We start from the raw sequence: 23,450 nt of genomic DNA on the forward strand, positions 1-23,450 counted from the left end.
TATTTCATAAATTGAGCCTAAATCATTATAAGTTACAAAGTCATATTGGTCTATGGCGAGAACCTTTTTAAATTCTTCTATGGCAAGTTCAGTTTCACCAATCTTGTCATAGGCATGAGCCAGATAATAATGAGCTCTGTCATAGTTTTCGTCAAGCTCAATTGCCCTTTTATAATTTTTTATTGAATAAGATATATCTCCCTTGGAAAAATCATTGGTGATGGCAAGACCATAGTAGGCTCCAGCCATTTCCCTTAGGCTCAAAATTTTTTCAAAATAAATTTTTGCCTCCCTATAATTTTCTTTTTTAAGATATATGTCAGATAACTCAAAATAGACAGAAATTTTTTCATCAACATCTTCTTCTTTTGTAAACTTCAAAGATTTAAGTAACAAATCCTCTGCCTTGTCCCAGTCGCCTTCTAACAAAAATTCTTCTGCTAAAATTAAATAATTTTTAAATTTTAAGTCCATAAAAACCTCAATTCTTATTATATTATATAGTATTTTTTATAAATTCAAAGTCATGGAAATAATTTTTAAAAAAATATATAATGTATTAGGTGATTTATTGTAATGAGACGATTTTTATCCTTTAATGATTTTTTTCGCCAGTATTTTTCTGGCAAAAGCGTAAAACTTTCTCTGGACGGCGGCTTTTCCTGTCCCAATAGAGATGGGACTTTATCTAAGAATGGCTGCATCTTTTGCTCTGATGAGGGCAGCGGAGAATTTGCAGCTTCAAAAAATTTTACCCTAGCTAAGCAAATTGATTCTCAAAAAATATTTCTTGAGAAAAAATGGAAGGCAAAAAATTATATTGCCTACTTTCAAAATTTTACCAACACTTACGGCTCTCTCCAGTCTTTAAAAAATATTTACGATAAAGTTTGTAATAGAGATGACATAGTTGGAATTTCAATTGCAACTCGCTGCGACTGCCTAGATGATGAAAAGATAAAATATTTAAAGGACCTTTCCCACAAGAAGACACTTTGGCTAGAACTTGGCATGCAAAGTGTAAAGGAAGATACAATTAAGCTTATAAATCGCGGTTACTCTCACCAAGTTTTTGATGAAACTTTAAATAAATTAAAGGAAGCAAACTTATTATTTTTAATTCACGCAATTTTTGGACTTCCCTTTGAAGAGAAAGAGGACTTTGAAAATACAATTAAATACATAAAAGAAGTGGCACCCTTTGGAGTAAAATTTCACAACTTATATATCTTAAAGGACTCGCCAATACATGAACTCTACAATAATAAAAAATTTAAAATTTTATCAAGAGAAGAATATATTGACACAATCCTTTATGCCCTTAAAAATATTGACGAGAAAACTGTAGTCCACAGAATAACTGGCGATCCACCAAAGAAAAAACTTTTTGAGCCTCTTTGGTGTGCCGACAAGCTTTCTGTCATTTCCGAAATTGATAAAATTTTAAAGGAAAAGAATAAAGATATTGTCACTGAAGAAAAAATAAAAGAAATTGCAGAATATTGGAAAAGTAAAGATATGGCTTTTTCTCAGAAGGCTTAAAAAATACTTATCTCTAGTGTATAATGTTAGGTAATGTAAAAATAGATTATAAAGGAGAAACATGAAAAATATTTCTAAAGATATAATAAAAAAATTAAATGTAAAATTTGTAATTCTCGGTTCTGACGAAAATGCCTATGGAATTGCCCGCATCTTAAATGACAATTACGACTTAATTTCCACAGTTTTTTGTCAAAAGGCACTACCTGCCACTGACAAGTCTCGCATCTTAGATAGAAAAATCATCGAAAATTTTTCTGATGACAAAGTTTTTTTATCTGAAATGGTAAAATTTGCTGAAGAAAATAAGGATGCAACTTTAATAACAATTCCTTGCGGCGACGAATATTCAAAACTTCTTTCCAACAACAAGGAAAAGATAAAAGAATATTACAAGTTCAACACGCCTTCAAGTGATTTAAACGCAAGGCTTGAAAATAAAATTGACTTTTATAAATCTTGCCAAGAGTTGGGAATCCCCTATCCAAAATATGCTATTATAAATAGTTCAAAAGAAATTGAAGGACTTGATTTACAGTTTCCACTTATACTTAAACCTAATGACTCCATCTCTTATGTAAAATTGTCTTTTCCAAATAAGTACAAGGTCTACACAATTTACAGTTATGAGGAGCTTGAATCCGTTGTAAAAACTATTTACGACGACAATCACTACGAGGGCACAATGCTTGTGCAAGAATATATTCCTGGTCCTGCATCTAACCAAGCTTCCTTTAATGTCTACTGTGACAAAACTGGCAAGGTTCGAATGATGGTTTATGGACAAATTCTTCTTGCTGATCCACTCCCACTTAGAATTGGAAATAACGACGCAATTTATACAAAGTACATGCCAGAGCTTTTTAAATTTTACAAGGAAAAACTTGAATCCATTGGCTACACAGGCTACTCAAATATAGATTTAAAATATGACGCAAGAGATAAGGCTTACAAGGCCTTTGAAATGAACTTGAGACTTCCACAAAGTCATTACTTTATGGCTGCTGGTGGCGTTAATGTATTAGACTTCTACATCAGAGACCTTTTAGATTTAGGCTTTGAAGAAGAAGTCTACTACCATAAAGAAACATCAAAAATTTGGATGAATGCCCATCCAAAACTTTTAAAAGAGTACACAAATGAAAAGTACCATAAAACCATTGATGAGCTTTTAAAAAATGGCTACGAGTTTACAATTAACAACAAGAAGGACTTTAGCATTAGTAGAATGATAACTTATCTAAAGAGAAAGTACGGCTCAATAAAACACTACAAGATGTATTATAAATTAGAAAAATAAAATATAAGAGTATTAAAAAAACCAGTTTTTCACAGAACTGGTTTTTGCTATTTAAACTTAAATTGTGATTAATCTCTCGACTGAATTATAAAGGCTGAGCCGTAATTTATAATTATTTTCGCCTTGTCGCCAAGCATAACATTACTCACAGCCCTACTTGGATTCATGGCATTTATTTCAAGGTCTTCCACTTCGTAGTAAAGTCCCTTAGTTGTGAAGCTCATTTTGTCGCCTGCATTTATTAGGGAAAAATATTTTTTGTCAGACCTTTCAAATTCATATTCGCCCTCTTCTACATAAATTACTTCATTGTAGTCGTCAACAATTTTTGCAGAAACTCCCAACTTATAAAGCATTTTAAGATTGTAAAGATTGGCAAGCTCGTGGTCAAGTCTTGTTCCCAAGGCTCCAAGTATTACAAGGTCCTTGTAGCCCTCTTCTAAGAGATAGTCAATGCAAAGGGCAGTGTCAGTTAAATCTTTTTTTGTAGGAAATTTTTTTATTTTAATATTATGTTCTTTTACATAGGAAAGAGTTTCATCGCCAATGGAATCTAAGTCTCCAAGAAGAAGGTCTGCAACAAGATCATATTTTTTTAAAAGTCTTGCGCCTCCATCAGCGACTAAGATAAATCTGTCTCCATATTTTTCTAATAATTGCTTGGAAACTTGTCTCCCGCCAGAAATTAAAAGTGCTTTTTTCATAGTAATTCCTTAAAGGCCTTAATATTTTCTCTCGTCTTATCTTTTTCAAATATTGCTGAACCTGCAACTAAGATGTCAGCCCCAGCCTCAAGGACTTCCCTTGCATTGTCAAGTTTAACGCCACCGTCAACTTCTATCAGTGTATTTAGATTTCTCTCTTTGATTAATTTTTTTACCTCTTTAATTTTTCTAAGTGCAGATGGGATAAATTTTTGTCCGCCAAAGCCAGGATTGACGCTCATAATTAAGACTAAGTCAACATTTTCTAAATTGTAGTCAAGAAGGTCAAGACCATCTCCAGGGTTTAGGGCAAGCCCTGCCTTTTTGCCATAGGACTTAATAAGAGAAAGAGTTCTATCAAGATGCTTAGTTGTGCTAGGATGAATTGTAATTATATCTGAGCCAGCTTTTACAAATTCTTCAATAAAGTTTTCTGGTCTCTCAATCATAAGATGAGTGTCAAAGGGAATCTCAGTTAGAGGTCTAAGCTTTTTTACCACCCCTGGACCATAGGAAATATTTGGCACATAATTTCCATCCATAATGTCCAAGTGAACAAAGTCCACTTTTTCTTCATTCATAATTTTAAATTCTTTTTCTAAATTTGTGAAATCTGCTGAAAGTAATGAAGGTGAAATCATTAGTATTCTCCTTTTTCTTTTAATTCATTGAAAATGTACAAATAATTTTCATATCTTGACTTTTCTATTTGACCCCTATCAACTGCATCCTTTACGGCGCACTTGGGCTCCTTTATGTGATTGCAATTGTTAAATTTGCAATTATTAAAATTTTTAAATTCTCTGAAATAATTTTTTAAATCCTCTTCATCTATCTTTAAAGATAGTGAAGAGAAGCCAGGAGTATCAAAAATATAAATATCCTCATTATAGAGTATTTCTGTGTGTCTAGTGGTGTGTTTACCACGCTTAGTCTTTTCAGAAACCTTACCCACTTCAACTTCTTTATTTAAAATTCTTGATGTGATAGTAGATTTTCCTGCCCCAGATACTCCGCAAAGGGCAACAGTCTTTCCATGAAGATAAGCTCTAAGATTTTCTATATTGTCATCCTTATCTGAAATTACAAAAGTTTCAAAGCCAGAATTTTGATAAATCCTTGCAAGCTCTTCTGCATTTTTTCTATCAAGGTCTGCCTTGTTTATAACTACAGAAAGGTCAATGCCTTCATACTCTGCTTGAATAATAGTCTTATCTATAATCACAAGATTATATTTGGGGTCCAAAACTGGTATAACAATGAGAGCTAAGTCAACATTGCTAACCCTTGGTCTTGTGAGCATATTTTTTCTGGGATATACTTTTTCAATATATCCCAGAGTTTTTTCTTCGTATTTAAATTCTACATCATCACCAACAATAGGCTCTACTTTGCAGTGTCTAAAATTTCCTCTAGCTCTACTTTCAAAAACTTCGTCGCCAGACTTTATATAGTAAAAGCCACCTGTCAGTTTAATAATTTTTCCTATCATTACTTTATCTTCTCAGTCTTTACAATATTGCCATCAACATAGATATTGTATTCGCCAGGACCAATTAGTTCAACATTGCTGACTTCTCCGCCTTCAATATTGTAATTCCAAACTGAAGTAGCACTAATTTTATTTCCATTGCCATCTTTTACTCTTTCGGCAGAAACATTGTGAGTAGTGCCATCGTCAGGAACTTTAACCTTGACATGATTTACTTTATTGTAGTTTTCTTCATTTTGATTTTCTTCATTGCCTTCAGTTTCTTCCTCTTCTTTAATTTTTGCTCCCTTTGAAATATATAGAGTAACAGTTGAGCCCTTTTCAACGCTTTGATTTGGCTTTGGATCCATGTCATATACTTGACCTTCAGCAACTTTGTTGCTTCTTCCATTTTCAATTACAACTGTAAAACCTAAGCTCTTTAATTGATTTACAACTACATCTTGGTCCATGCCCTTGTAGTCGCTTAAAACAACAGGAGTTTTGTCAACGCCCTTAGAAACTATAACCTTGACAGCTGTACCTCTCTTTACAGAATAGCCGCCATCTGGGTTAGAATAAATTACTTTACCTTCTTCAACTTCTTCGTTGAATTCTTCTTCCACAGAACCAAGTTTTAAGGAATTATCCTCAAGAGTTTTTTGTGCTTCTTCTTTAGTTAGTCCCTTAAGAGGTGGAACTGGAACAGAATCAGGAAGTTCATTTATTTCAAGAGTAATAGTTGAGCCCTTGTCTACTGAAATTCCTTCTTCAGGTTTTTGACCAAGAACAACTCCGTCAGGTTCATTTTCATTTTCCACTGTATTTACATCGAGGACAAGACCTTGAGCTTCAATTAACTCTTTAGCTTCCTCTCTAGTCTTACCAATATAATTTTCAACGGCAATTTTTTCTACTACATCGCCGCTCTTCATTCCCTTAATAGCCTTTGGCACTACATAAATAAGTAGAGCAATTATAACTATGGCAGAGAAGATTCCAAGTATGGCAGGAGCTGCAGATTTTTTCTTCTTTACAACCTTCTTAGGTTTTCTCGTGTCCATGTCCATGTTGCTGGAATGATTTCTATTAGGTCTTCTATTTATATTTGGAGTGACAACAGTTCTGTCATCATCTTCATAATCCCTTTTGACAGAAAAAGTCTTTGCTCCAATTGTGTAGTCCTTTATATCCTTAATTAAATCAAAGACATCTCTATATCTGTCATCTGGGTTCTTTTCAGTCATCTTTAAAACCAATGCGTCAACAGAAGGATCTATGCTCTTGATAAAATCAGATGGCTTTGGCATTTGTGACTGAACTTGCATAAGGGCAACAGAAACTGGATTGTCTGCGTCAAAAGGAAGTCTTCCAGTGAGCATTTCAAAAAGCACAATTCCTAGAGAATATATGTCAGACCTATTATCTACCTTGGCACCTCTAGCTTGCTCTGGTGAAAAATAGTGGACTGAACCCATGACAGCATTAGTTGCAGTGACAGTTGTGTTGTCAGCAACTCTTGCAATTCCGAAATCTGTAACCTTAATTCTGTCGTCACGAGTAACCATTATATTTTGAGATTTAATGTCTCTGTGAACAATATGCTTTGAGTGAGCAACCTTTAAAGCCTCTGCAATTTGAATGCAGTAATTTAAAGCCCTCTTTTCAGAAAGTCTGCCCTCATCATTTATTAAATCTTTAAGAGTTTTCCCATCGATATATTCCATTACAATGTAGTGAACTTCTTTGTCTTCCACTTTTTCTGTTCCAACATCATAAATACTTACAATATTTGGATGAGAAATGCTTGCAGCTGCTAGGGACTCCCTCTTAAATTTTCTAATAAAATTATTGTCTTCGTTGTATTCTAATTTTAAAACCTTAATGGCAACAATTCTATCAAGCTTTCTATCATGAGCCTTAAAAACATTACCCATGCCGCCTGTGCCAATTTTTTCTAATATTTCATATCTATTTGCTAAAATTTTATTTATCATTGCCCACCTACTTATTAACTACTAAAATAAATGTAATATTATCCATGCCGCCATTTTTAAGGGCGAGATCCAAAAGTTTGTCTTTGGCAACTTCTGGAATATTTTCTTTTATTATTTTGAAAATTTCTTCATCAGGAATCATATTAGTAAGTCCGTCTGAACAAAATAAAAATATGTCATTTTCTTCAATCTTTAAAGTGTTTACTGAGACATCTAAGTCCGCTGTCGTTCCCATGGCTTTTGTTAGCACATTTTTCTTTGGATGAACCCTTGCCTCTTCCTCAGTAATTTCTCCAATCTCCATCAAGTAATTTACAAAGGAATCATCTCTTGTGATTTGCTCCATATCTTTATTTATCCTGTAAATTCTTGAATCGCCTACATTGGAATAAATTAAAACACTTCCTAAAATTATGCCAGCAGATACTGTGGTGCCCATGCCCCTATAATCTTCATTTTCTTCAGAGCTATTGAAGATTTCTCGGTTGGCATCTCTAATAGAAGAAGACAAGATTTCAATTGCATCTTCAATAGTCTTAATTTCCTTAGCCTTTTCAAAATCCGACGCAATAATTTCTGTTGCCATCTTTGAAGCCCTTTCACCGGCAAGATGTCCACCCATGCCATCAGCTAATATATATAAATTTTTTGACTCATTTACAAAATAACAATCCTCGTTATTTTTTCTGTAGTTGCCTACATTAGTTGCTGATACTACTTTCATTTATTTCACCTCAACTTTGCGCCTTAGTTGTCCACACGAAGCGCTGATGTCCCTTCCAAGTTCTCTTCTTATAGTTACATTAAATCCTTTTTTCTCAAGTTTATCTTTAAATTCAATGATTTCAGATTTGGAAGGTCTTTTTTCATCAAATTCATCAATTGGATTTAAAGGTATTAAATTAATATGGCATTTCATATTTTTAGCAAAATTATAAAGCTCTTCAATATTTTTTTTGCCATCATTTTGATTTTTAATTAAAGTGTATTCAAAGGTAATCCTATTATTTGTCTTGTCACCATAATATTTCAAGGCTTTCTTTAAGTCAGCTAAATTAAATTTTCTGTTAATTGGCATAAGTGCCGACCTATCACTGTCATTAGTTTGGTGAAGACTTACAGCCAGATTAATTGGAATATTTATATCTGCAAGTTCATAAATCTTATCTGCCACGCCGCAAGTGGAAATTGTAATATTCCTATAACTTGTATTGTGTCCCTTTTCATTGTGAAGAAGCTTTATAAATCTAAGAACCTCAGAAAAATTATCTAGGGGCTCGCCACTTCCCATTAAAATAAAATTAGAAACCTTAATATTTAAAGCCTTCTCTATTTCATAGACCTGACCCAACATTTCTGCTGAACTTAAATTTCTCACAAGACCAGACTTTGTTGACGCACAAAAATCGCAGCCCATTCTACATCCAACTTGTGTTGAGATGCACTGAGAATAGCCATGCTTGTAGTCCATGAGGACACCCTCTATTAAGTTTTCGTCCTTTAACTTAAATAGAAATTTTTTCGTTTCATCTAATTTTGAATCAAAAATCTTAAAAATTTCTACCTTATTTATTTCTTCATCTTTAATTATGGAGATTGCCTTTTCTGAAAGATTTGAATTTTCTATATCAAATCTCTTCTTGTCGTGAAAAAAAGTAAAAAGTTGAGAGCCTCTAAAAGCTTTCTCACCCTTATTTTCAAAAAATTCACGCAGCTCATCTTCATACATAGAATTTAATTCCATTAAACCACCTATTCATCTAAACATTATACCATTAGATATGGGCAAATAGAAATAGATTTGAAAATTTAATCAAATAAAAAGACTGCGAAAGCTCACAGTCAATTTTTTTCCATAAGAGTAATAGAAAATCCATCACTTCCATCTGTCGATGGAAATAATTTTAAAACATCTCTATCTCTTAATTTTTTTATTTTGAAATTTTTATTATTTTCTAAAAATTTATTTACTACATCTTCGTTTTCAATTTTTGAAAGAGAGCAAGTTGAATATAAAAGTTCTCCCCCATCTTTTACATAATCCTTTGCCTTATCTAATATTTCAAGTTGAATTTCAGCAAGTGACTTTATATCTTCTAGGTCCTTATTCCATTTTATGTCAGGTTTTTTTCTGTAAAGTCCAGTTCCTGAACAAGGGGCGTCAACTAAGACATAGTCAAACTTATCTATAAAGTCTTTATTTAAAATTCTTGCATCATTTACCCTTGTCTCAATATTTTTTACACCAAGTCTCTTTGCATTTTCTTGGATTAGCTTTATCTTACCTTGAGATTTGTCGCAGGCAATAATTTCACCAGTGTTATTCATAAGTTCTGCGAGATGAGTGCTCTTTCCGCCTGGTGCTGCGCATAAATCTAACAGGCTGCTATTTTCCCTTGGATTTAAAAAGCTTGCGACTAAAATTGATCCCAGGTCTTGCACATAAAAATGTCCCTCATCAAAATATTTTGTGTCAATTATTCCCTTGGGATTTAAAATATTTAGGGCATTGTCATAAACTGTCTCCTCTATTTCAAAACCCAGTTCTTTTAGATTACTCATCAAGTCGCTTTTACTTGTCTTTAAAGTATTCACCCTAATTGTAAAGGGTGGCATTTCGTTATTTGCCTTTAAAAGTTTTTTTGTAAATTCTTCCCCATAATTTTTATAAAAGTATTCTGTATAAAATTTTGGATGAGAATAAAAAGTTGAGAGATTATCTATGCTGTCCTCAATCTTTACTTGTGGAGCATCCTTTTTGGAAATGCTTCTAAGAATTCCATTTGTAAAGGAAATTGAACCTCTATTTCCGTAAATTTTTGCAAGATTAACTGATTCATCTACAATTGAATAATCTGGCACCTTGTCCAAAAAATACATTTGGTAAATTGCCATCTCTAAAATACTTAGAATAATTTTGTGAATTCTTTTTATTTTTACTCTTGAATTTATTTTTATTACATAATCCAGGTAAGTTCTATTGCGAATTACGCCTGTAGTGATTTCTTTTATAAAATTGTAATCTCTCTCATCAATATTAGATTTTTTTAAAATTTCAAGACTTTCTTCTAAAAATGCCCCCTTGTAGAGGACATCGTTAATAATCTGTAGTGCTTTTTCTCTTGGGTTTTTCATTAATCTCTTCTTCCAAAAATGCTAAGTAATCTCAAAAATTGTCCAATTGCAACTATTGTTGATGCTACATAAGTAAGTGCTGCTGCGTTTAAAACTTCTTTGGTGCCTCTTAAGTCTTCATCACTAATAATTCCATTGGCAAGTTCTATTTTTGCTCTATTTGAGGCGTTAAACTCAACTGGGAGGGTAACAATTTGAAATAAAACTGCAAAGAAAAATAGTGCAATGCCAAGTTTTGTAAAAAATACTGAGAAGAAAAATCCAAGTATTATTAAAAAGAAGGAAAGTTGAGTTCCTAAATTTGCAAGGGGAACTAGGGCAGCCCTAACTTTTAGTGGTACGTATTCCACTGAATCTTGAATTGCATGACCAACTTCATGAGCAGCAATAGAAACTGATGCAATGGAATTTTTGTAATAGACATCGCGAGATAAATTTAAAGTTTTATCTCTTGGGTCATAGTGGTCTGAAAGATTTCCATCAACTAAATTTATTTTTACATAATTTAATCCATTTCTATCTAAAATTTCTCTTGCAACTTCTGCCCCACTTAAATTAGTGGAAGAGCCTATTTTCTTGTATTTTTCGTAGGCTGAACTTATCTTTGCCTGTGCATAAAATGCGAGAATTAGACCTGGAAGTATATAAATAAAATAAGTGTAATCAAAACCGTAATAATATGGATACATTATTTCCCTCCTATGACATAATTTTCTTCAAATTTATTTCCACGAAGAAAATCATCAATTCTCATGGCGCGCTTTCCCGGTGCTTGAATTTCCTTTACAGAAATGGCGCCATCTAATGTTTTAATAATTAGTTCCTTATCAGATTTTATTATTGTTCCAACTTTTTTATCTGATGAATTTTCTATTTCTTCTGCAGCAAAAATTTTATAAAGCTTGTCCTCATAGGAAAATTTTGCCCCGTAATGTGGGCTAAGTCCCCTAATTTTATTTACAAGATTTTTTGACTTGTCATTGAAATTTAATAGCAAGTCATCCTTTAAAATTTTATCTGCATAAGTTTTTTTGCCTTCATCTTGGGGAGTGAAATTAACTTTATCTTCTTCCACTTCTCTTATAAATTCTTCTAAGAGATCAGCTCCCATAAGAGAAAGTTTATCTTCAAGCTCTCCGGCATTCATGTCTTTTATGTCAATTTCTTTTACAGCAGAAACTGCACCAGAATCAAGTCCTTCTTCCACTCTCATGAGACTCACGCCAGTTTTTTCTTTGCCTTCCATTATTGCCCTATTAATTGGGGCAGCTCCTCTTAATTCTGGCAGTAGTGATGCGTGAACATTAACAATATATTTTTTTGGAAGGTCAAGAATTTCCCTCTTTAAAATTTGTCCATAGGCAACGACAACAATTATGTCTGCCTGGATTTCTCTAAGTTTTTCTATGGACTCCTCAGAATTTACATCATGAGGCTGATAAACTTCAAGACCAAGTTCTTCAGCCTTAACTTTTACTGGAGTCTTCGTGAATTTTTTGCCCCTTCCCTTTCTCTTATCTTCTTGAGAAACTACAAGGGCAACTTGACCTAATTTATGGAGCCTTTCTAAAATAGGAACGGAAAATTCTGGAGTCCCCATAAAGATAAATTTCATCACTATTCACTCTCCGCTTCATACATTTCAATTGCCTTGTCTGTGTATAAAATTCCATCTAAGTGATCAACTTCGTGTTGAATAATTCTCGCCAAAAAGTCTTCAGCTTCCATGATTTTTTCTTCGCCCGCTAAGTCATTGTATCTAACTTTTATATCTTTTGCTCTCTTAACAGTTCCCTGTTTTCCAGGAACAGATAGGCAGCCTTCCATAGACACTTCTTCCCCTTCTTTTTCAAAAATTTCAGGGTTAATCATGTAAAATCTCTTGCCCTCTTCTTCCTCTCTATTATCTACTACAATAAGCCTCTTCAAAATTCCAACTTGAGGTGCAGCAAGCCCAACGCCATAAGCCACATCCATAGTTTCAAACATGTCGTCAATTAAAAGTTTTAATCTATCGTTGAAATTTGTTACCTGCTTTGATTGTTTTCTTAGTATTGGATCTCCATCCTCTCTAATTTTTCTTGTTGCCATTTAATCACCTAAAATCTATATTTAAAAATACTTTATTATCTTCTTCTATCTTGCTATTAATAATTACCCTTTTAAGACCATATATTAACAAAGCTAAATCTTTTGGCTTAACTTTTACTGAAAATTTGGTCCTATTTATATTTTTTATCTTTGGCAACTTAATAAATTTTGTCACCATTAAATCTAAATTTTTTATGTCCATGGACATTTGCCTTAAAAATTTTTCTGCCCAAGCTTCAGTCAAACTTTCATCGTAGGAAGAAAATTCAAGCTCAACTAACTTTGTGTAGGGTGGGTATAAAAATAATTTTCTCTCTTCAATTTCATAATTATAAAAATCTTCATAATCTCCGCTGGCAGAATATTTTATAATTTCAGAGTCAGGACTATAGGTTTGAATAATAACTTGACCCTTTTTTGATGCTCTACCAGCTCTACCAGAGACTTGGGTTATAAGTTGGAAGGTCCTTTCCTTTGCCTTGTAATCAGAAATATATAGTGACATATCTGCTGCCACAATGCCAACTAGAGTTACATTTTCAAAGTCAAAACCCTTGGAGACCATTTGCGTCCCAATAATTACATCAGCTTCCCTATTTTTTACAATTTCATAAAATTTATCATAGGAATCCTTCTTTGTCGTCGTATCCCTATCCATGCGAAGAACTCTCGCATCTGGAAATAATTTTTTTACTTCCTCTTCAACCTTTTGCGTGCCAACTCCAAATTGCTTGATGAATTTTGAGCCACAGCTTGGACATACCTTTGGTAGTGGCTTTGTGCTTCCGCAGTAGTGGCAGATTAGCCTATTCTTTGCCTTGTGATAAGTCATTGATATGTCACATTCATGACACTTAATGACTTCACCACAAGATCTACAGGATATAAAATTTGAAAAGCCACGACGATTTAAAAATAAAATTATTTGTTCCTTCTTTTTTAGCTTTTCTTCCATTGCATTTTTCAAATCTCTGCTAAAAATAGAAATATTTCCCCTTATTAGCTCGTCTCTCATGTCAATAATTTTTGTATCTGGAAGAAAGGCTCCCTTTTTTGCCCTATTCTTTAACTCACATAGATTGTAAAAATCTCTCTTGGCATAAAAATAGGATTCAATTGATGGAGTTGCAGAACCAAGGACAACTTTACCTCTATTTTTCATTCTATTAATGGCAACTTCTATAGTATCGTACTTTAAGTTGTCGTGAAATTCATAGGATGAGTCGTGAGATTCGTCTACAATAATCATTTTTAAATTTTTAAAGGGAACAAAAACTGCACTTCTTACGCCCACCACAATTTTTACTTCGCCATTTAAAACTTTTCTGTACTCATCATATCTCTCTCCCGAAGAAAGTTTTGAGTGAATAATTGCAACCCTGTCGCCAAACCTTCCCTTAAACCTTTCAATCATTTGTGGAGTGAGACCAATTTCGGGCACAAGGACAATAACCTCTCCGCCCTCTTCTATTACCTTCGATGCAAGATTTAAGTAGACCTCAGTCTTGCCGCTACCAGTAAGACCATGTATAAGAGAAACTACTTTATCTGTTCTTAAAATACTAGCAAGTGTCCTTTGTTGTTCCTCGTTTAAAGCTAATTTCTCTGTCACAAAATTCTTTTCCACTGGCTCCCTATTAACTTCTTTTTTGTATTCGCAAATTAAATCTTTCTTTATTAGAGTTTTTATTGGCGAATAAGAAATTCCAAGAAGAGACATGACTTCAACACGAGAGACATCTTTTTTCTCTTTGATAAAATTAAAAACTTGGGCCTGCTTTTCACTTAAATTTTCTAAATTTTTTGGGTCAAATTTTTCTGAAAGCTTAAGATAATTTACAAGCTTTGGTTTAAGAAGAACAAGTGAATCATACTTATATTTTACAAAGCCCTTTGCCCTTAATTTTTTTATGATTTTCTTTTCATCTTCCCTTAAATTTTCAAAATACTTATTTAAGTCAATTGAATTTAATTCTTCAAGTTCTTTTCCCTGAGGATATTTTTCCACAATAATTTTCTTTTTTATTTTTTGCAAATTTCCTGGCGGCAAAATTGGCGCAAAGGCTCTTGAGTAACCAATTAAATATCTATCTTTCATCCAAAGACCAAGTTCAATTAAGTCCTCTGAAATAATTGGCTCATCGTCTAGGACTGAATGAATTTCCTTTAGCTTGTCTAAATGTTTACCAGAATAATTTGCATGCAAAAACAGGACGATACCAACTCGGTAAGACTTGCCGAAATTAACAAGAACACGCATACCTGGCTTAAGGTCATCTTTTACTAAATATGTATAAAGTTTATCGATTTTTTGAAAATTATTTTCTATAAAAATATCTGCAAACATTCTTCACCTACAAAAGAGCTAGATTTCTCTAGCTCATAAGTTTTTTTACTCTATCTAAAATTTCCTTGGCAAGTTCTTGTTTACTCATAATTTCTAAGTCATCAGTGTTATTTTTGCTGATAATAGAAACTATATTGGTGTCACTTCCAAAACCTGCTCCCTTTTTCTTAATATTATTTACAACAATCATATCAAAATTCTTTTTTACAAGTTTTTCTTTGGCATACTCGTAAATATTTGTGGACTCAGCTGCAAATCCCACTATAATTTGATTTTTCTTCATGCTTCCATAGTGAGCGGCAATGTCTGGATTCTTTTCCATTTCGATTAAATTCATTTGACTGTCGTTACCCTTTTTAATCTTTTCTTCGCTATAAGATTTAGGTCTATAATCACTTGGTGCCGCAGCTTTAATTAATACATGGCAATCATCAAAATATTTTCCAACAGCTTCAAACATGTCTCTTGTAGTTTTAACTCTCACAAAGTTATCAACCTTTGGAATATCTATTTTTGTTGGCCCAGAAATTAGAGTGACCTTGGCTCCTCTCTTCTTTGCATTATCTGCCAAGGCATAGCCCATTTTACCTGAAGAATAATTTGAAATAAATCTAACTGGATCAAGGGGTTCTACAGTTGGACCTGCCGTTATAACAACATGTTTGCCTTCCAAGTCCTTTTCCATTAGAGCCCTATCTATCTCGTCCACAATTTCACTTGGCTCAAGCATTTTTCCACTGCCATAGTCATTGCAAGCCAATATATCTTCTTTAGTATCTAAAATAATAACTCCTCTATCTCTTAGAGTCTTCATATTTTTTTGATTAGCTTCAGAATTTAACATGACAGTATTCATGCCAGGCGCAAGCATAACCTTTGAGCGAGATGCCATTAAAACTGTAGTTAGCATATCATCGGCAATGCCATTTGCAAACTTGCCAATTAAATTGGCACTAGCTGGTGCAATTACAATTATATCAGCCCACTTGGCAAGAGAAATATGCTCCACATCCATGTTAAATAATTGATTGAACATTTCTAAATGGACTATATTATTTGACATAGTTTGAAAAGTTAGAGGCGTGACAAATTCACTTGCATTTTTTGTCATTACAACCTTAACTTCTGCTCCTAATTTTCTCAGCAAACTGCAAATACCTGGAGATTTATAGGCTGCAATTCCACCTGTAACTCCAAGAAGAATTTTTTTACCCTTTAACATTTTATTCCTCTTCTAAGTCTTCTGAGTTTAATTCTTCTATTTTTTCTTGTTTAATTTTTGCAATTAATTCTTCTTTTTCTTCTGCAATTTTCTTTTCATATTGAGAATCAGATAACTTTTCACCAAATTTAATCTTTCCAGCCATTATTTCTTCTAATGCAATTGTTACTGGCTTTTCACTATCTGTATCAATAAGTTTTGGGTTTCCGTCAATTAATTTTCTTGCTCTCTTGGAAACTAGGATTGCAAGTTCATATCTAGAATTTGCAACTTCACTTAATTCTTTAAAAGATGGTATAATCATTTATTTCTCTCCTCTTCTGCTTGAACTTCCTTTTTGATATTTTTATGTCTTTTAACTCTTAGTTTTTCTGCTGCTATAATAGTTTCGATATCCTTAACGGCATTATCTATTACATCATTTATAACAAAGTAATCATATTCACCAACAAAGTCAAGTTCTCTAAAGGCATTTCTATACCTTGTTTCTATTTCATCTTCAGTTTCCGTATCTCTCTTAACAAGACGAGATTTAAGTTCATCCATAGTTGGAGGAATTAAAAATATGAAGACTGCTTCTTTGTATTTCTCTTTTACTTGTAAAGCTCCCTGTACATCAATTTCAAGAAGTACAATTTCGCCCTTAGCAATTTCATCAAAGACAAACTTTTTGGGAGTACCATAATAATTTGTGTGAACAAAGGCATGTTCCAAAAGCTCATCATTTTCTACCATTTTTTCAAATTCTTCTCTTGTGGCAAAAAAGTAATTCTCGCCATTAACTTCACCTGGTCTGGGCGTTCTTGTAGTTACGGAAGTAGAAAAAATTATATCGTCGTTGTTTTTCATGAGAGCCTCACTGACAGTTCCCTTTCCAGAACCTGAAGGACCTGATAAAACTAATAAAAATCCGCCGTCCAAATTATCACCATCCTATTTATTATTCAACATTTTGCGCTTGCTCACGCAATTTTTCAATTTCAGATTTAAGCAGTACAACCTTGCTTGTAATTTCAATATCATTTGATTTTGAACCAATTGTGTTGGATTCCCTATTCATCTCTTGGATGAGAAAATCTAACTTTCTGCCTAGGGCTCCCTCTGACCTTATTATATCATTAAAATTATCTATATGTATTTTCAATCTAGTAATTTCTTCGTCAATGGAAAGCTTGTCTAACATAATTGCAATTTCAGTCAAAATTCTATCTTCATCTATCTCGCTAGAGTCCAAGTATTCACTAACTCTTTCTCTAAGTCTCTCTTCATTTTCTTTAAGAGTAATTGGAGCTCTACTTTCTATAAAATTAGTAATATTTTTTATTTCTTCTAATTTTACTAGAAAATCTTCCTTAATTTTTTCCCCTTCAATATTTCTAGCTTCAACAAAATCCTTGGCAGCAAGTTCAACTACCTTTAATAGCTCATCTTTAATGTAGTCGCCATCAAATTCAGCCTTTTGTGGTTTAAAAATATTGGGGTCTTCCATTAATTTAGAAAAAGAAAGATCTTCTATCACTCCAAACTTTTCCTGTAAATCTTTACTTATACTAATATACTTATTTAGAAGCTCATAGTCAACATCAATTTTAACATCGCTAGAGTCTAAATATTCAAAATTTATAAAGACATCTACCTTGCCTCTTTTAATCTTACTTTTTATAAAAGATTTTACAGATTCTTCAGCATACATAATAGATGATGGCATCCTAACATTTATGTCAAGGTATCTATTGTTAACTGATTTCATCTCCACCTTTATATAAAAATCATGGCTTCTCTTTTCAAAAAGGCCGTAGCCAGTCATACTATTCATAAAAACTCCTCATAAAGAACGAAAAGCACTATAAAGTGCTTTTCATTTTATTTTACAACTATATTTACAATCTTATTTGGAATATAAATTTTCTTTACAACTTTCTTTCCTTCAGTATTTTTTGCAAAAAGTTCATCCTTTTCTGCAACTTCAAATACCTTATCTTGTGATTCATCTCTAGCAATTTTAATTGTGTATCTAACCTTGCCATTAAATTGAACTGGGATTTCAATTTCATCGTCAATAGTCATTTTTTCGTCATACTTAGGCCAAACTTGCTCAGAAAGAACTCCATCTAAGTTACAAACTTGCCACAATTCTTCAGTTATATGTGGAGCAACTGGATTTAATAAAATTAAGAAAGTTCTAAAATCTTCTTTTGTGATTTTTCCAGCTGAACTAAATTCATTTGAAAGTGTCATAAGTTGTGCAATGGCTGTATTTGCCTTTAAGTTTATATAATCTTCAGTAACTTTTTTAATAGTCTTGTGAATTTCAGATGCTAAATCTTCTGAATATTTATCGCCATCAACAACTAAGCTTTGTAAATTCCAAACTCTTTCCAAAAATCTTCTACAGCCCTTAACGCCATTTTCTGACCATGGAACTGGCTTTTCAAAATCTCCAATAAACATTTCATAGCATCTTAGTGTATCGGCACCATAGTCTCTTACAATGTCGTCTGGATTTACAACATTTCCTCTTGATTTAGACATTTTTTCATTGTTGCCACCAAGGATCATGCCGTGAGAAGTTCTCTTTTGATAAGGTTCTTTAGTTGGAACTACTCCAATGTCATACAAGAATTTGTGCCAAAATCTTGAATATAATAAGTGAAGTGTAGTGTGTTCCATTCCTCCATTGTACCAGTCTACTGGCATCCAATAATCAAGGGCATCTTTACTTGCAAGCTCTTTATCATTGTGGGGATCAGTGTATCTCAAGAAGTACCAAGATGAGCCAGCCCATTGTGGCATTGTATCAGTTTCTCTTTTTGCAGGGCCACCACATTTTGGACAAGTTGTATTAACCCAATCAGTCATCTTTGCAAGTGGTGATTCACCTGAATCAGTTGGCTCATAGTTTTCAACTTCTGGAAGTAAAAGTGGAAGTTCTTCTTCTGGAAGAGCAACATAACCACATTTATCGCAGTGAACTATAGGTATTGGTTCTCCCCAATATCTTTGTCTTGAGAAAACCCAGTCCCTTAATTTATAATTTATCTTTCTATCGCCTAGCTTATTTTCTTCAAGATAATCAATCATCTTAGCAATGGCATCTTTAACTTCAAGACCATTTAAAATTCCTGAGTTTATCATTTTACCTGTTGCAGTTTCAGTGTTTGCATGTTCACTAACATCTGAACCTTCAATTACTGGAATAATTTCTAGACCAAACTTCTTTGCAAAGTCGTAGTCACGGTCATCATGAGCAGGAACTGCCATAATTGCACCAGTTCCGTAAGTCATAAGAACATAATCTGAAATCCAAATAGGTATTTCTTTATTTGTAAGAGGATTTATTGCCTTAATTCCCTTAATTTCAACACCAGTTTTGTCTTTTTCAAGTTCAGTTCTTTCGAATTCACTTTTCTTAGCGCATTCTTCTTTATAGGCATTTATTTCATCTAAGTTTTCAATTTTATCTGCGTGATTTTCAATTAGTGGGTGTTCAGGTGCAATTACCATATAAGTTGCACCGTAAATTGTATCTGGTCTAGTAGTGAAAACTTCAAGCTTTTCATCATAATCTTTAAGTGAGAAATTTATGCTTGCCCCTTCACTTCGTCCAATCCAATTTTTTTGTTGTGTGACAACTCTTTCGATGAAGTCTAAATCGTCAAGGTCATTAATAAGTCTATCTGCATATTCAGTGATTTTTAACATCCATTGGCTCTTAACTCTTCTTACAACTTCTTCGCCACATCTTTCACATTTGCCACCTACAACTTCTTCGTTAGAAAGTCCTACTTTACAAGAAGGGCACCAGTTTATTGGCATTTCCTTTTTGTAGGCAAGTCCATGTTTATATAATTGTAAGAAAATCCATTGTGTCCACTTATAATATTCTGGGTCAGTTGTGTTAATTTCCCTTGACCAATCAAAGGAAAATCCAATTGATTTTAACTGTTCCTTAAAGTGGGCAATGTTATTTTTTGTAACTATAGCTGGATGAATTTTATTTTTTATTGCATAGTTTTCAGTTGGAAGACCAAAGGCATCCCAGCCCATTGGAAAAAGTACATTATATCCTTGCATTCTCTTCATTCTTGAAACAATATCAAGAGCAGTATAAGGTCTTGGATGTCCTACATGAAGTCCTTGTCCAGATGGATAAGGAAACTCTACAAGGGCGTAGAATTTTTCTTTGTCAGAATTATTTTTGCAGACAAAGGATTCATGTTCATCCCAAAAGTCTTGCCACTTTTTTTCTATTTCACTTGGTGTATATTTATTCATATTATCTCCTAAAATTCAGCGTTTCCAACAGTTCTTGGGAATGGAATGACATCTCTAATGTTTTTCATTCCAGTTATATACATTACAGCTCTTTCAAAGCCTAGGCCATAACCAGAGTGAACTACAGATCCATATCTTCTAAGATCAAGATACCAATCGTAAGTATCCATATTCATGCCAATGTTTTTCATTTTTTCTTCAAGAAAATCTAGTCTGTGTTCCCTTTGGCTTCCTCCAATGATTTCGCCGACTCCAGGTACTAGAAGGTCCATTGCTGCAACAGTTTTTTTGTCTTCATTTTCATACATATAGAAGGCTTTGATTTCCTTAGGATAATCTGTTACGAAAACTGGTTTTTTGAAAACTTCTTCTGTTATATATCTTTCGTGTTCAGTTTGAAGGTCAATCCCCCAGCTAACTGGATAGTTAAATTCTCTATCAGCTTTTTCAAGAATTTCAATAGCTTCTGTATAAGTTATTCTTGCAAATTCATTTTCAACTACATTGTGAAGTCTTTCTAATAGACCCTTGTCGATGAAGCTGTTGAAGAATTCCATTTCTTGTGGTGCATTTTCAAGGACATAAGAAATGATGTACTTTAACATTTCTTCTGAAACATCCATATTTACATTTAAGTCTGCAAAGGCCATTTCTGGTTCAATCATCCAAAATTCAGCAGCGTGTCTTTGTGTGTTTGAATTTTCTGCCCTAAAAGTAGGTCCAAAAGTGTAAACATTTTTGAAGGCTTCTGCAAAAGCTTCAGCTTCAAGTTGACCTGATACAGTTAGGTGAGTCATTTTGTTGAAGAAGTCCTTAGAATAATCAACTTCTGTTGGATTTGCTTTTGCTATGCTAGCTATATCAAGAGTTGTAACTTGGAACATTTCTCCTGCGCCTTCAGCATCAGATGTTGTAATTATTGGAGCGTGAACATATACAAATCCCTTTTCTTGGAAAAATTTGTGAATTGCATAGGCAATTAGTGACCTAACTCTAAAAACAGCATTAAAGGTGTTTGCTCTAGGACGAAGATGGGCAATTGTCCTCAAATATTCCATTGTATGTCTCTTCTTTTGAAGAGGATAAGATGGGTCAGATGAACAAATGGCAACAATCTTATTTGCTTGTAGTTCAAAGGATTGATTTTTCCCTGGTGACTTAACAATCTTTCCAGTAACTTCTAGAGATGAAGAAATTGGATATTTTTCAATTTCATCAAAATTTGAAAGTTCCTTACCATAAACTACTTGAATTGGCTTAAAAACAGTTCCATCTGTGAGCTCAATAAAACCAAAGTTTTTTGAAGCTCTACTTGTCTTTATCCAACCACTTAATACTATTTCTTTATCTAAAAAATCTTCTGGATTTTTAAAAATATCTCTAATGCTAATTGACATAATTCCTCCTAATTTGTATTCCTTACATAATGTTTAAGTATATAATTAAATCCCACATTTGTCAATTTTACTCACTTCAAAGTGTCAAGGTAGGTCTTAATAATTTTTTCGTAACCAATATCCTTTGGCTCATAATATTTTTTGCCAAGAAAATTATCTGGCATGTACTTTTGATCTACATAAGAGCCTTCATAATTGTGGGGATATAAATATTTTTCATCAGTTTCATTTTGCGGGTTATGCTTATCCCTAATGTTCTTTGGTATATTTATATTATTTTCATTTTTTACATCTTCCAGAGCCTTATTTATTCCAAGGTAGGATGCATTTGATTTTTCTGAAGATGCAAGGTAAGTTACCATTTGTGCCAAAATAATTCTCGCTTCAGGCATTCCAACTGCATTAATGCTGTTAAAACAAGCTGATGCCATGACCATTGCCTGAGGATTTGCGTTTCCTACATCTTCTGATGCAAAAATCATAAGCCTTCTTGCTATAAACTTTATGTCCTCTCCGCCTTCTAGCATCTTGGCAAGATAAATTAAGGCTGCATCGGGATCAGACCCTCTCATAGACTTTATAAAGGCAGAGATTGTGTCATAATGCTCGTTATTATCCTTGTCATACTTTATATTTTTAATCAAAAGTGAATTTCCAATTACATTTTCGTCTACAAAAATTTTTCCATCAACTTCGTCAGTAGATAAAATTGCAATTTCTAAACTATTTAATAAAAATCTGCCATCTCCATTGGAATTTTTTACTAGAATTTTTTTGGCAAGTTCTGTAATTTCAACACTTTTATTTCCAAAGCCTCTTTCCTTGTCACTTAATGCCCTATCAAGCATTTTGTATAGGTCCTTATCCTCAAGTGGAAGTAAATTTATAATTTGCATCCTAGATAAGAGGGCCCTATTGACTTCAAAGTAGGGATTTTCTGTTGTGGCTCCAATTAAAGTTATGACTCCCCTTTCCACAAAGGGCAAAAGGGCATCTTGTTGAGTCTTGTTAAACCTATGAATTTCGTCAATAAAAACAATGGTAGAGACATTGTGAAACTTCATTGAGTCTTCAGCTTTTTTTAAAACTTCACGAAGCTCTTTTAAGTTTGAAGTGACAGCAGAAAGTTTTATAAAATTTTTATTTGTAGTCTTTGCAATTATTTCTGCCAAAGTTGTCTTGCCAACTCCAGGCGGTCCATAAAATAAAATAGAAGAAAGTCTGTCGCTCTTTATTAGCCTTGACAGGTATTTACCCTCACCAATTACATGATCTTGACCAACAAATTCATCTAAATTTCTCGGCCTCATCTTGTCGGCAAGAGGCGCCTCTCTCATTAGGTTTTTTTGCATGCTAAGTTCGAATAAATCCATTTTAATTCTTCTTTTTTACAAAATTTTCAAGCTCGTCTACAAAGGATTGAAGGTCTTTAAATTCCCTATAAACTGATGCAAATCTAACATAGGAAACTTCATCTAAGTCCTTTAACTCGTCCATTACCATTTCCCCAATTTCAAGAGAAGTTATTTCTCTTCTCATGGAGTTTTCTATTTTCTTTTCAATGTTATTAACTGCTTCTTCAATCTCATCAGCAGACACAGGTCTCTTCTCGCAGGACTTTATCATTCCTCTAATGATTTTGTCGCGGTCAAAGGCTTGCCTGTTGCCATCTTTTTTTATAACCATAACTGGAGATTGCTCAATTTTTTCATAAGTTGTAAATCTTTTTTGACATTTTAAACACTCACGCCTTCTTCTTATTGTATAACCTTCATCAGTAGGTCTAGTGTCTAAAACTTTCGAATCATCATATCCACAGAAGGGACATTTCATAGTCTTCACCTCATTTAAATAAGGTCCCTTGGACCCTTTGAATTAATAATATCACTTAAAAATCTTTTAATCAATTAATCATAGATAAGCTGAGCAATAAAAAAACCGAACACAAGGTGCTCGGTCTTTAAAAATA

The 23,450-nt window shown here is 33.3% G+C and carries 22 protein-coding genes; 2 read left to right on the top strand and 20 right to left on the bottom strand.

All coding sequences use genetic code 11. The features are described 5' to 3' along the window. A partial coding sequence (locus Q0U74_RS01980) for a lipopolysaccharide assembly protein LapB (RefSeq protein ID WP_297392433.1) occupies nt 1-474 on the bottom strand: 474 nt, incomplete at its 3' end. A gap of 102 nt (nt 475-576) precedes the next feature. On the opposite strand from Q0U74_RS01980, the gene Q0U74_RS01985 reads away from it, so the two are divergent. Beyond that, complete coding sequence (locus Q0U74_RS01985; RefSeq protein ID WP_297392434.1) at nt 577-1,542, top strand: TIGR01212 family radical SAM protein; 966 nt, start codon at nt 577-579, stop codon at nt 1,540-1,542. 61 nt (nt 1,543-1,603) lie between these two features. After that, entirely contained in the window at nt 1,604-2,842 is a 1,239-nt protein-coding gene (locus Q0U74_RS01990) for a carboxylate--amine ligase (RefSeq protein WP_297392435.1), read from the top strand. 68 nt (nt 2,843-2,910) lie between these two features. Here the strand turns inward: Q0U74_RS01990 and Q0U74_RS01995 are convergent, their stop codons facing one another. The 19 genes from Q0U74_RS01995 to nrdR form a co-directional block, all read right to left on the bottom strand. After that, nucleotides 2,911-3,546 (bottom strand): thiamine diphosphokinase, encoded by a 636-nt coding sequence (locus tag Q0U74_RS01995; protein ID WP_297392436.1) that lies wholly within the window; start codon nt 3,544-3,546, stop codon nt 2,911-2,913. Continuing rightward, complete coding sequence (rpe, locus tag Q0U74_RS02000) at nt 3,543-4,187, bottom strand: ribulose-phosphate 3-epimerase (RefSeq protein ID WP_297392437.1); 645 nt, start codon at nt 4,185-4,187, stop codon at nt 3,543-3,545. The genes Q0U74_RS01995 and rpe overlap by 4 nt, the downstream gene beginning before the upstream one ends. Then, nucleotides 4,187-5,038: a ribosome small subunit-dependent GTPase A gene (gene rsgA / locus Q0U74_RS02005; RefSeq protein WP_297392438.1), complete on the bottom strand. Its 852-nt coding sequence runs from the start codon at nt 5,036-5,038 to the stop codon at nt 4,187-4,189. Before rsgA ends, rpe begins: the two co-directional genes overlap by 1 nt. Further along, entirely contained in the window at nt 5,038-7,014 is a 1,977-nt protein-coding gene (gene pknB, locus Q0U74_RS02010; protein ID WP_297392439.1) for a Stk1 family PASTA domain-containing Ser/Thr kinase, read from the bottom strand. The genes rsgA and pknB overlap by 1 nt, the downstream gene beginning before the upstream one ends. A gap of 7 nt (nt 7,015-7,021) precedes the next feature. Then, nucleotides 7,022-7,738 (bottom strand): Stp1/IreP family PP2C-type Ser/Thr phosphatase, encoded by a 717-nt coding sequence (locus Q0U74_RS02015; RefSeq protein ID WP_297392440.1) that lies wholly within the window; start codon nt 7,736-7,738, stop codon nt 7,022-7,024. After that, entirely contained in the window at nt 7,739-8,758 is a 1,020-nt protein-coding gene (gene rlmN / locus Q0U74_RS02020; RefSeq protein WP_297392441.1) for a 23S rRNA (adenine(2503)-C(2))-methyltransferase RlmN, read from the bottom strand. Between the two features lie 98 nt (nt 8,759-8,856). Beyond that, a complete protein-coding gene (gene rsmB, locus Q0U74_RS02025) occupies nt 8,857-10,149 on the bottom strand; it encodes a 16S rRNA (cytosine(967)-C(5))-methyltransferase RsmB (RefSeq protein WP_297392442.1) in 1,293 nt (430 codons plus the stop codon). Beyond that, nucleotides 10,149-10,838, bottom strand: coding sequence for a zinc metallopeptidase (locus Q0U74_RS02030; protein ID WP_297392443.1), 690 nt, complete (start codon nt 10,836-10,838; stop codon nt 10,149-10,151). The genes rsmB and Q0U74_RS02030 overlap by 1 nt, the downstream gene beginning before the upstream one ends. After that, entirely contained in the window at nt 10,838-11,764 is a 927-nt protein-coding gene (gene fmt, locus Q0U74_RS02035; RefSeq protein ID WP_297392444.1) for a methionyl-tRNA formyltransferase, read from the bottom strand. The genes Q0U74_RS02030 and fmt overlap by 1 nt, the downstream gene beginning before the upstream one ends. 2 nt (nt 11,765-11,766) lie before the next feature. Beyond that, nucleotides 11,767-12,240: a peptide deformylase gene (def, locus tag Q0U74_RS02040; RefSeq protein ID WP_288167068.1), complete on the bottom strand. Its 474-nt coding sequence runs from the start codon at nt 12,238-12,240 to the stop codon at nt 11,767-11,769. 4 nt (nt 12,241-12,244) lie between these two features. Beyond that, nucleotides 12,245-14,587 carry a primosomal protein N' gene (gene priA, locus Q0U74_RS02045; RefSeq protein ID WP_297392445.1) on the bottom strand — a complete coding sequence of 781 codons (2,343 nt, stop codon included), beginning with the start codon at nt 14,585-14,587 and terminating at the stop codon, nt 12,245-12,247. A 28-nt stretch (nt 14,588-14,615) separates the two neighbouring features. Then, a complete protein-coding gene (coaBC, locus tag Q0U74_RS02050; protein ID WP_297392446.1) occupies nt 14,616-15,809 on the bottom strand; it encodes a bifunctional phosphopantothenoylcysteine decarboxylase/phosphopantothenate--cysteine ligase CoaBC in 1,194 nt (397 codons plus the stop codon). 1 nt (nt 15,810) lies between these two features. Next, nucleotides 15,811-16,113, bottom strand: coding sequence for a DNA-directed RNA polymerase subunit omega (gene rpoZ, locus Q0U74_RS02055; RefSeq protein WP_297392447.1), 303 nt, complete (start codon nt 16,111-16,113; stop codon nt 15,811-15,813). Then, the gene (gmk, locus tag Q0U74_RS02060; RefSeq protein ID WP_297392448.1) at nt 16,110-16,730 is read right to left on the bottom strand and encodes a guanylate kinase; all 621 of its coding nucleotides are present in this window, start codon (nt 16,728-16,730) and stop codon (nt 16,110-16,112) included. Before gmk ends, rpoZ begins: the two co-directional genes overlap by 4 nt. A gap of 19 nt (nt 16,731-16,749) precedes the next feature. After that, nucleotides 16,750-17,625 carry a YicC/YloC family endoribonuclease gene (locus tag Q0U74_RS02065; protein ID WP_297392449.1) on the bottom strand — a complete coding sequence of 292 codons (876 nt, stop codon included), beginning with the start codon at nt 17,623-17,625 and terminating at the stop codon, nt 16,750-16,752. 47 nt (nt 17,626-17,672) lie between these two features. Then, nucleotides 17,673-20,084, bottom strand: a complete 2,412-nt coding sequence (gene leuS / locus Q0U74_RS02070) for a leucine--tRNA ligase (protein WP_297392450.1) — start codon at nt 20,082-20,084, stop codon at nt 17,673-17,675. An 8-nt stretch (nt 20,085-20,092) separates the two neighbouring features. Beyond that, complete coding sequence (gene asnS / locus Q0U74_RS02075; RefSeq protein ID WP_297392451.1) at nt 20,093-21,481, bottom strand: asparagine--tRNA ligase; 1,389 nt, start codon at nt 21,479-21,481, stop codon at nt 20,093-20,095. A 71-nt stretch (nt 21,482-21,552) separates the two neighbouring features. After that, nucleotides 21,553-22,854 carry a replication-associated recombination protein A gene (locus tag Q0U74_RS02080; protein ID WP_297392452.1) on the bottom strand — a complete coding sequence of 434 codons (1,302 nt, stop codon included), beginning with the start codon at nt 22,852-22,854 and terminating at the stop codon, nt 21,553-21,555. 1 nt (nt 22,855) lies between these two features. Further along, nucleotides 22,856-23,314: a transcriptional regulator NrdR gene (gene nrdR / locus Q0U74_RS02085; RefSeq protein WP_297392453.1), complete on the bottom strand. Its 459-nt coding sequence runs from the start codon at nt 23,312-23,314 to the stop codon at nt 22,856-22,858. Nucleotides 23,315-23,450 lie beyond the last annotated feature (136 nt).

Origin of the sequence: uncultured Peptoniphilus sp. (assembly GCF_946998875.1) — a bacterium.
Lineage (GTDB): Bacteria > Bacillota > Clostridia > Tissierellales > Peptoniphilaceae > Peptoniphilus_A.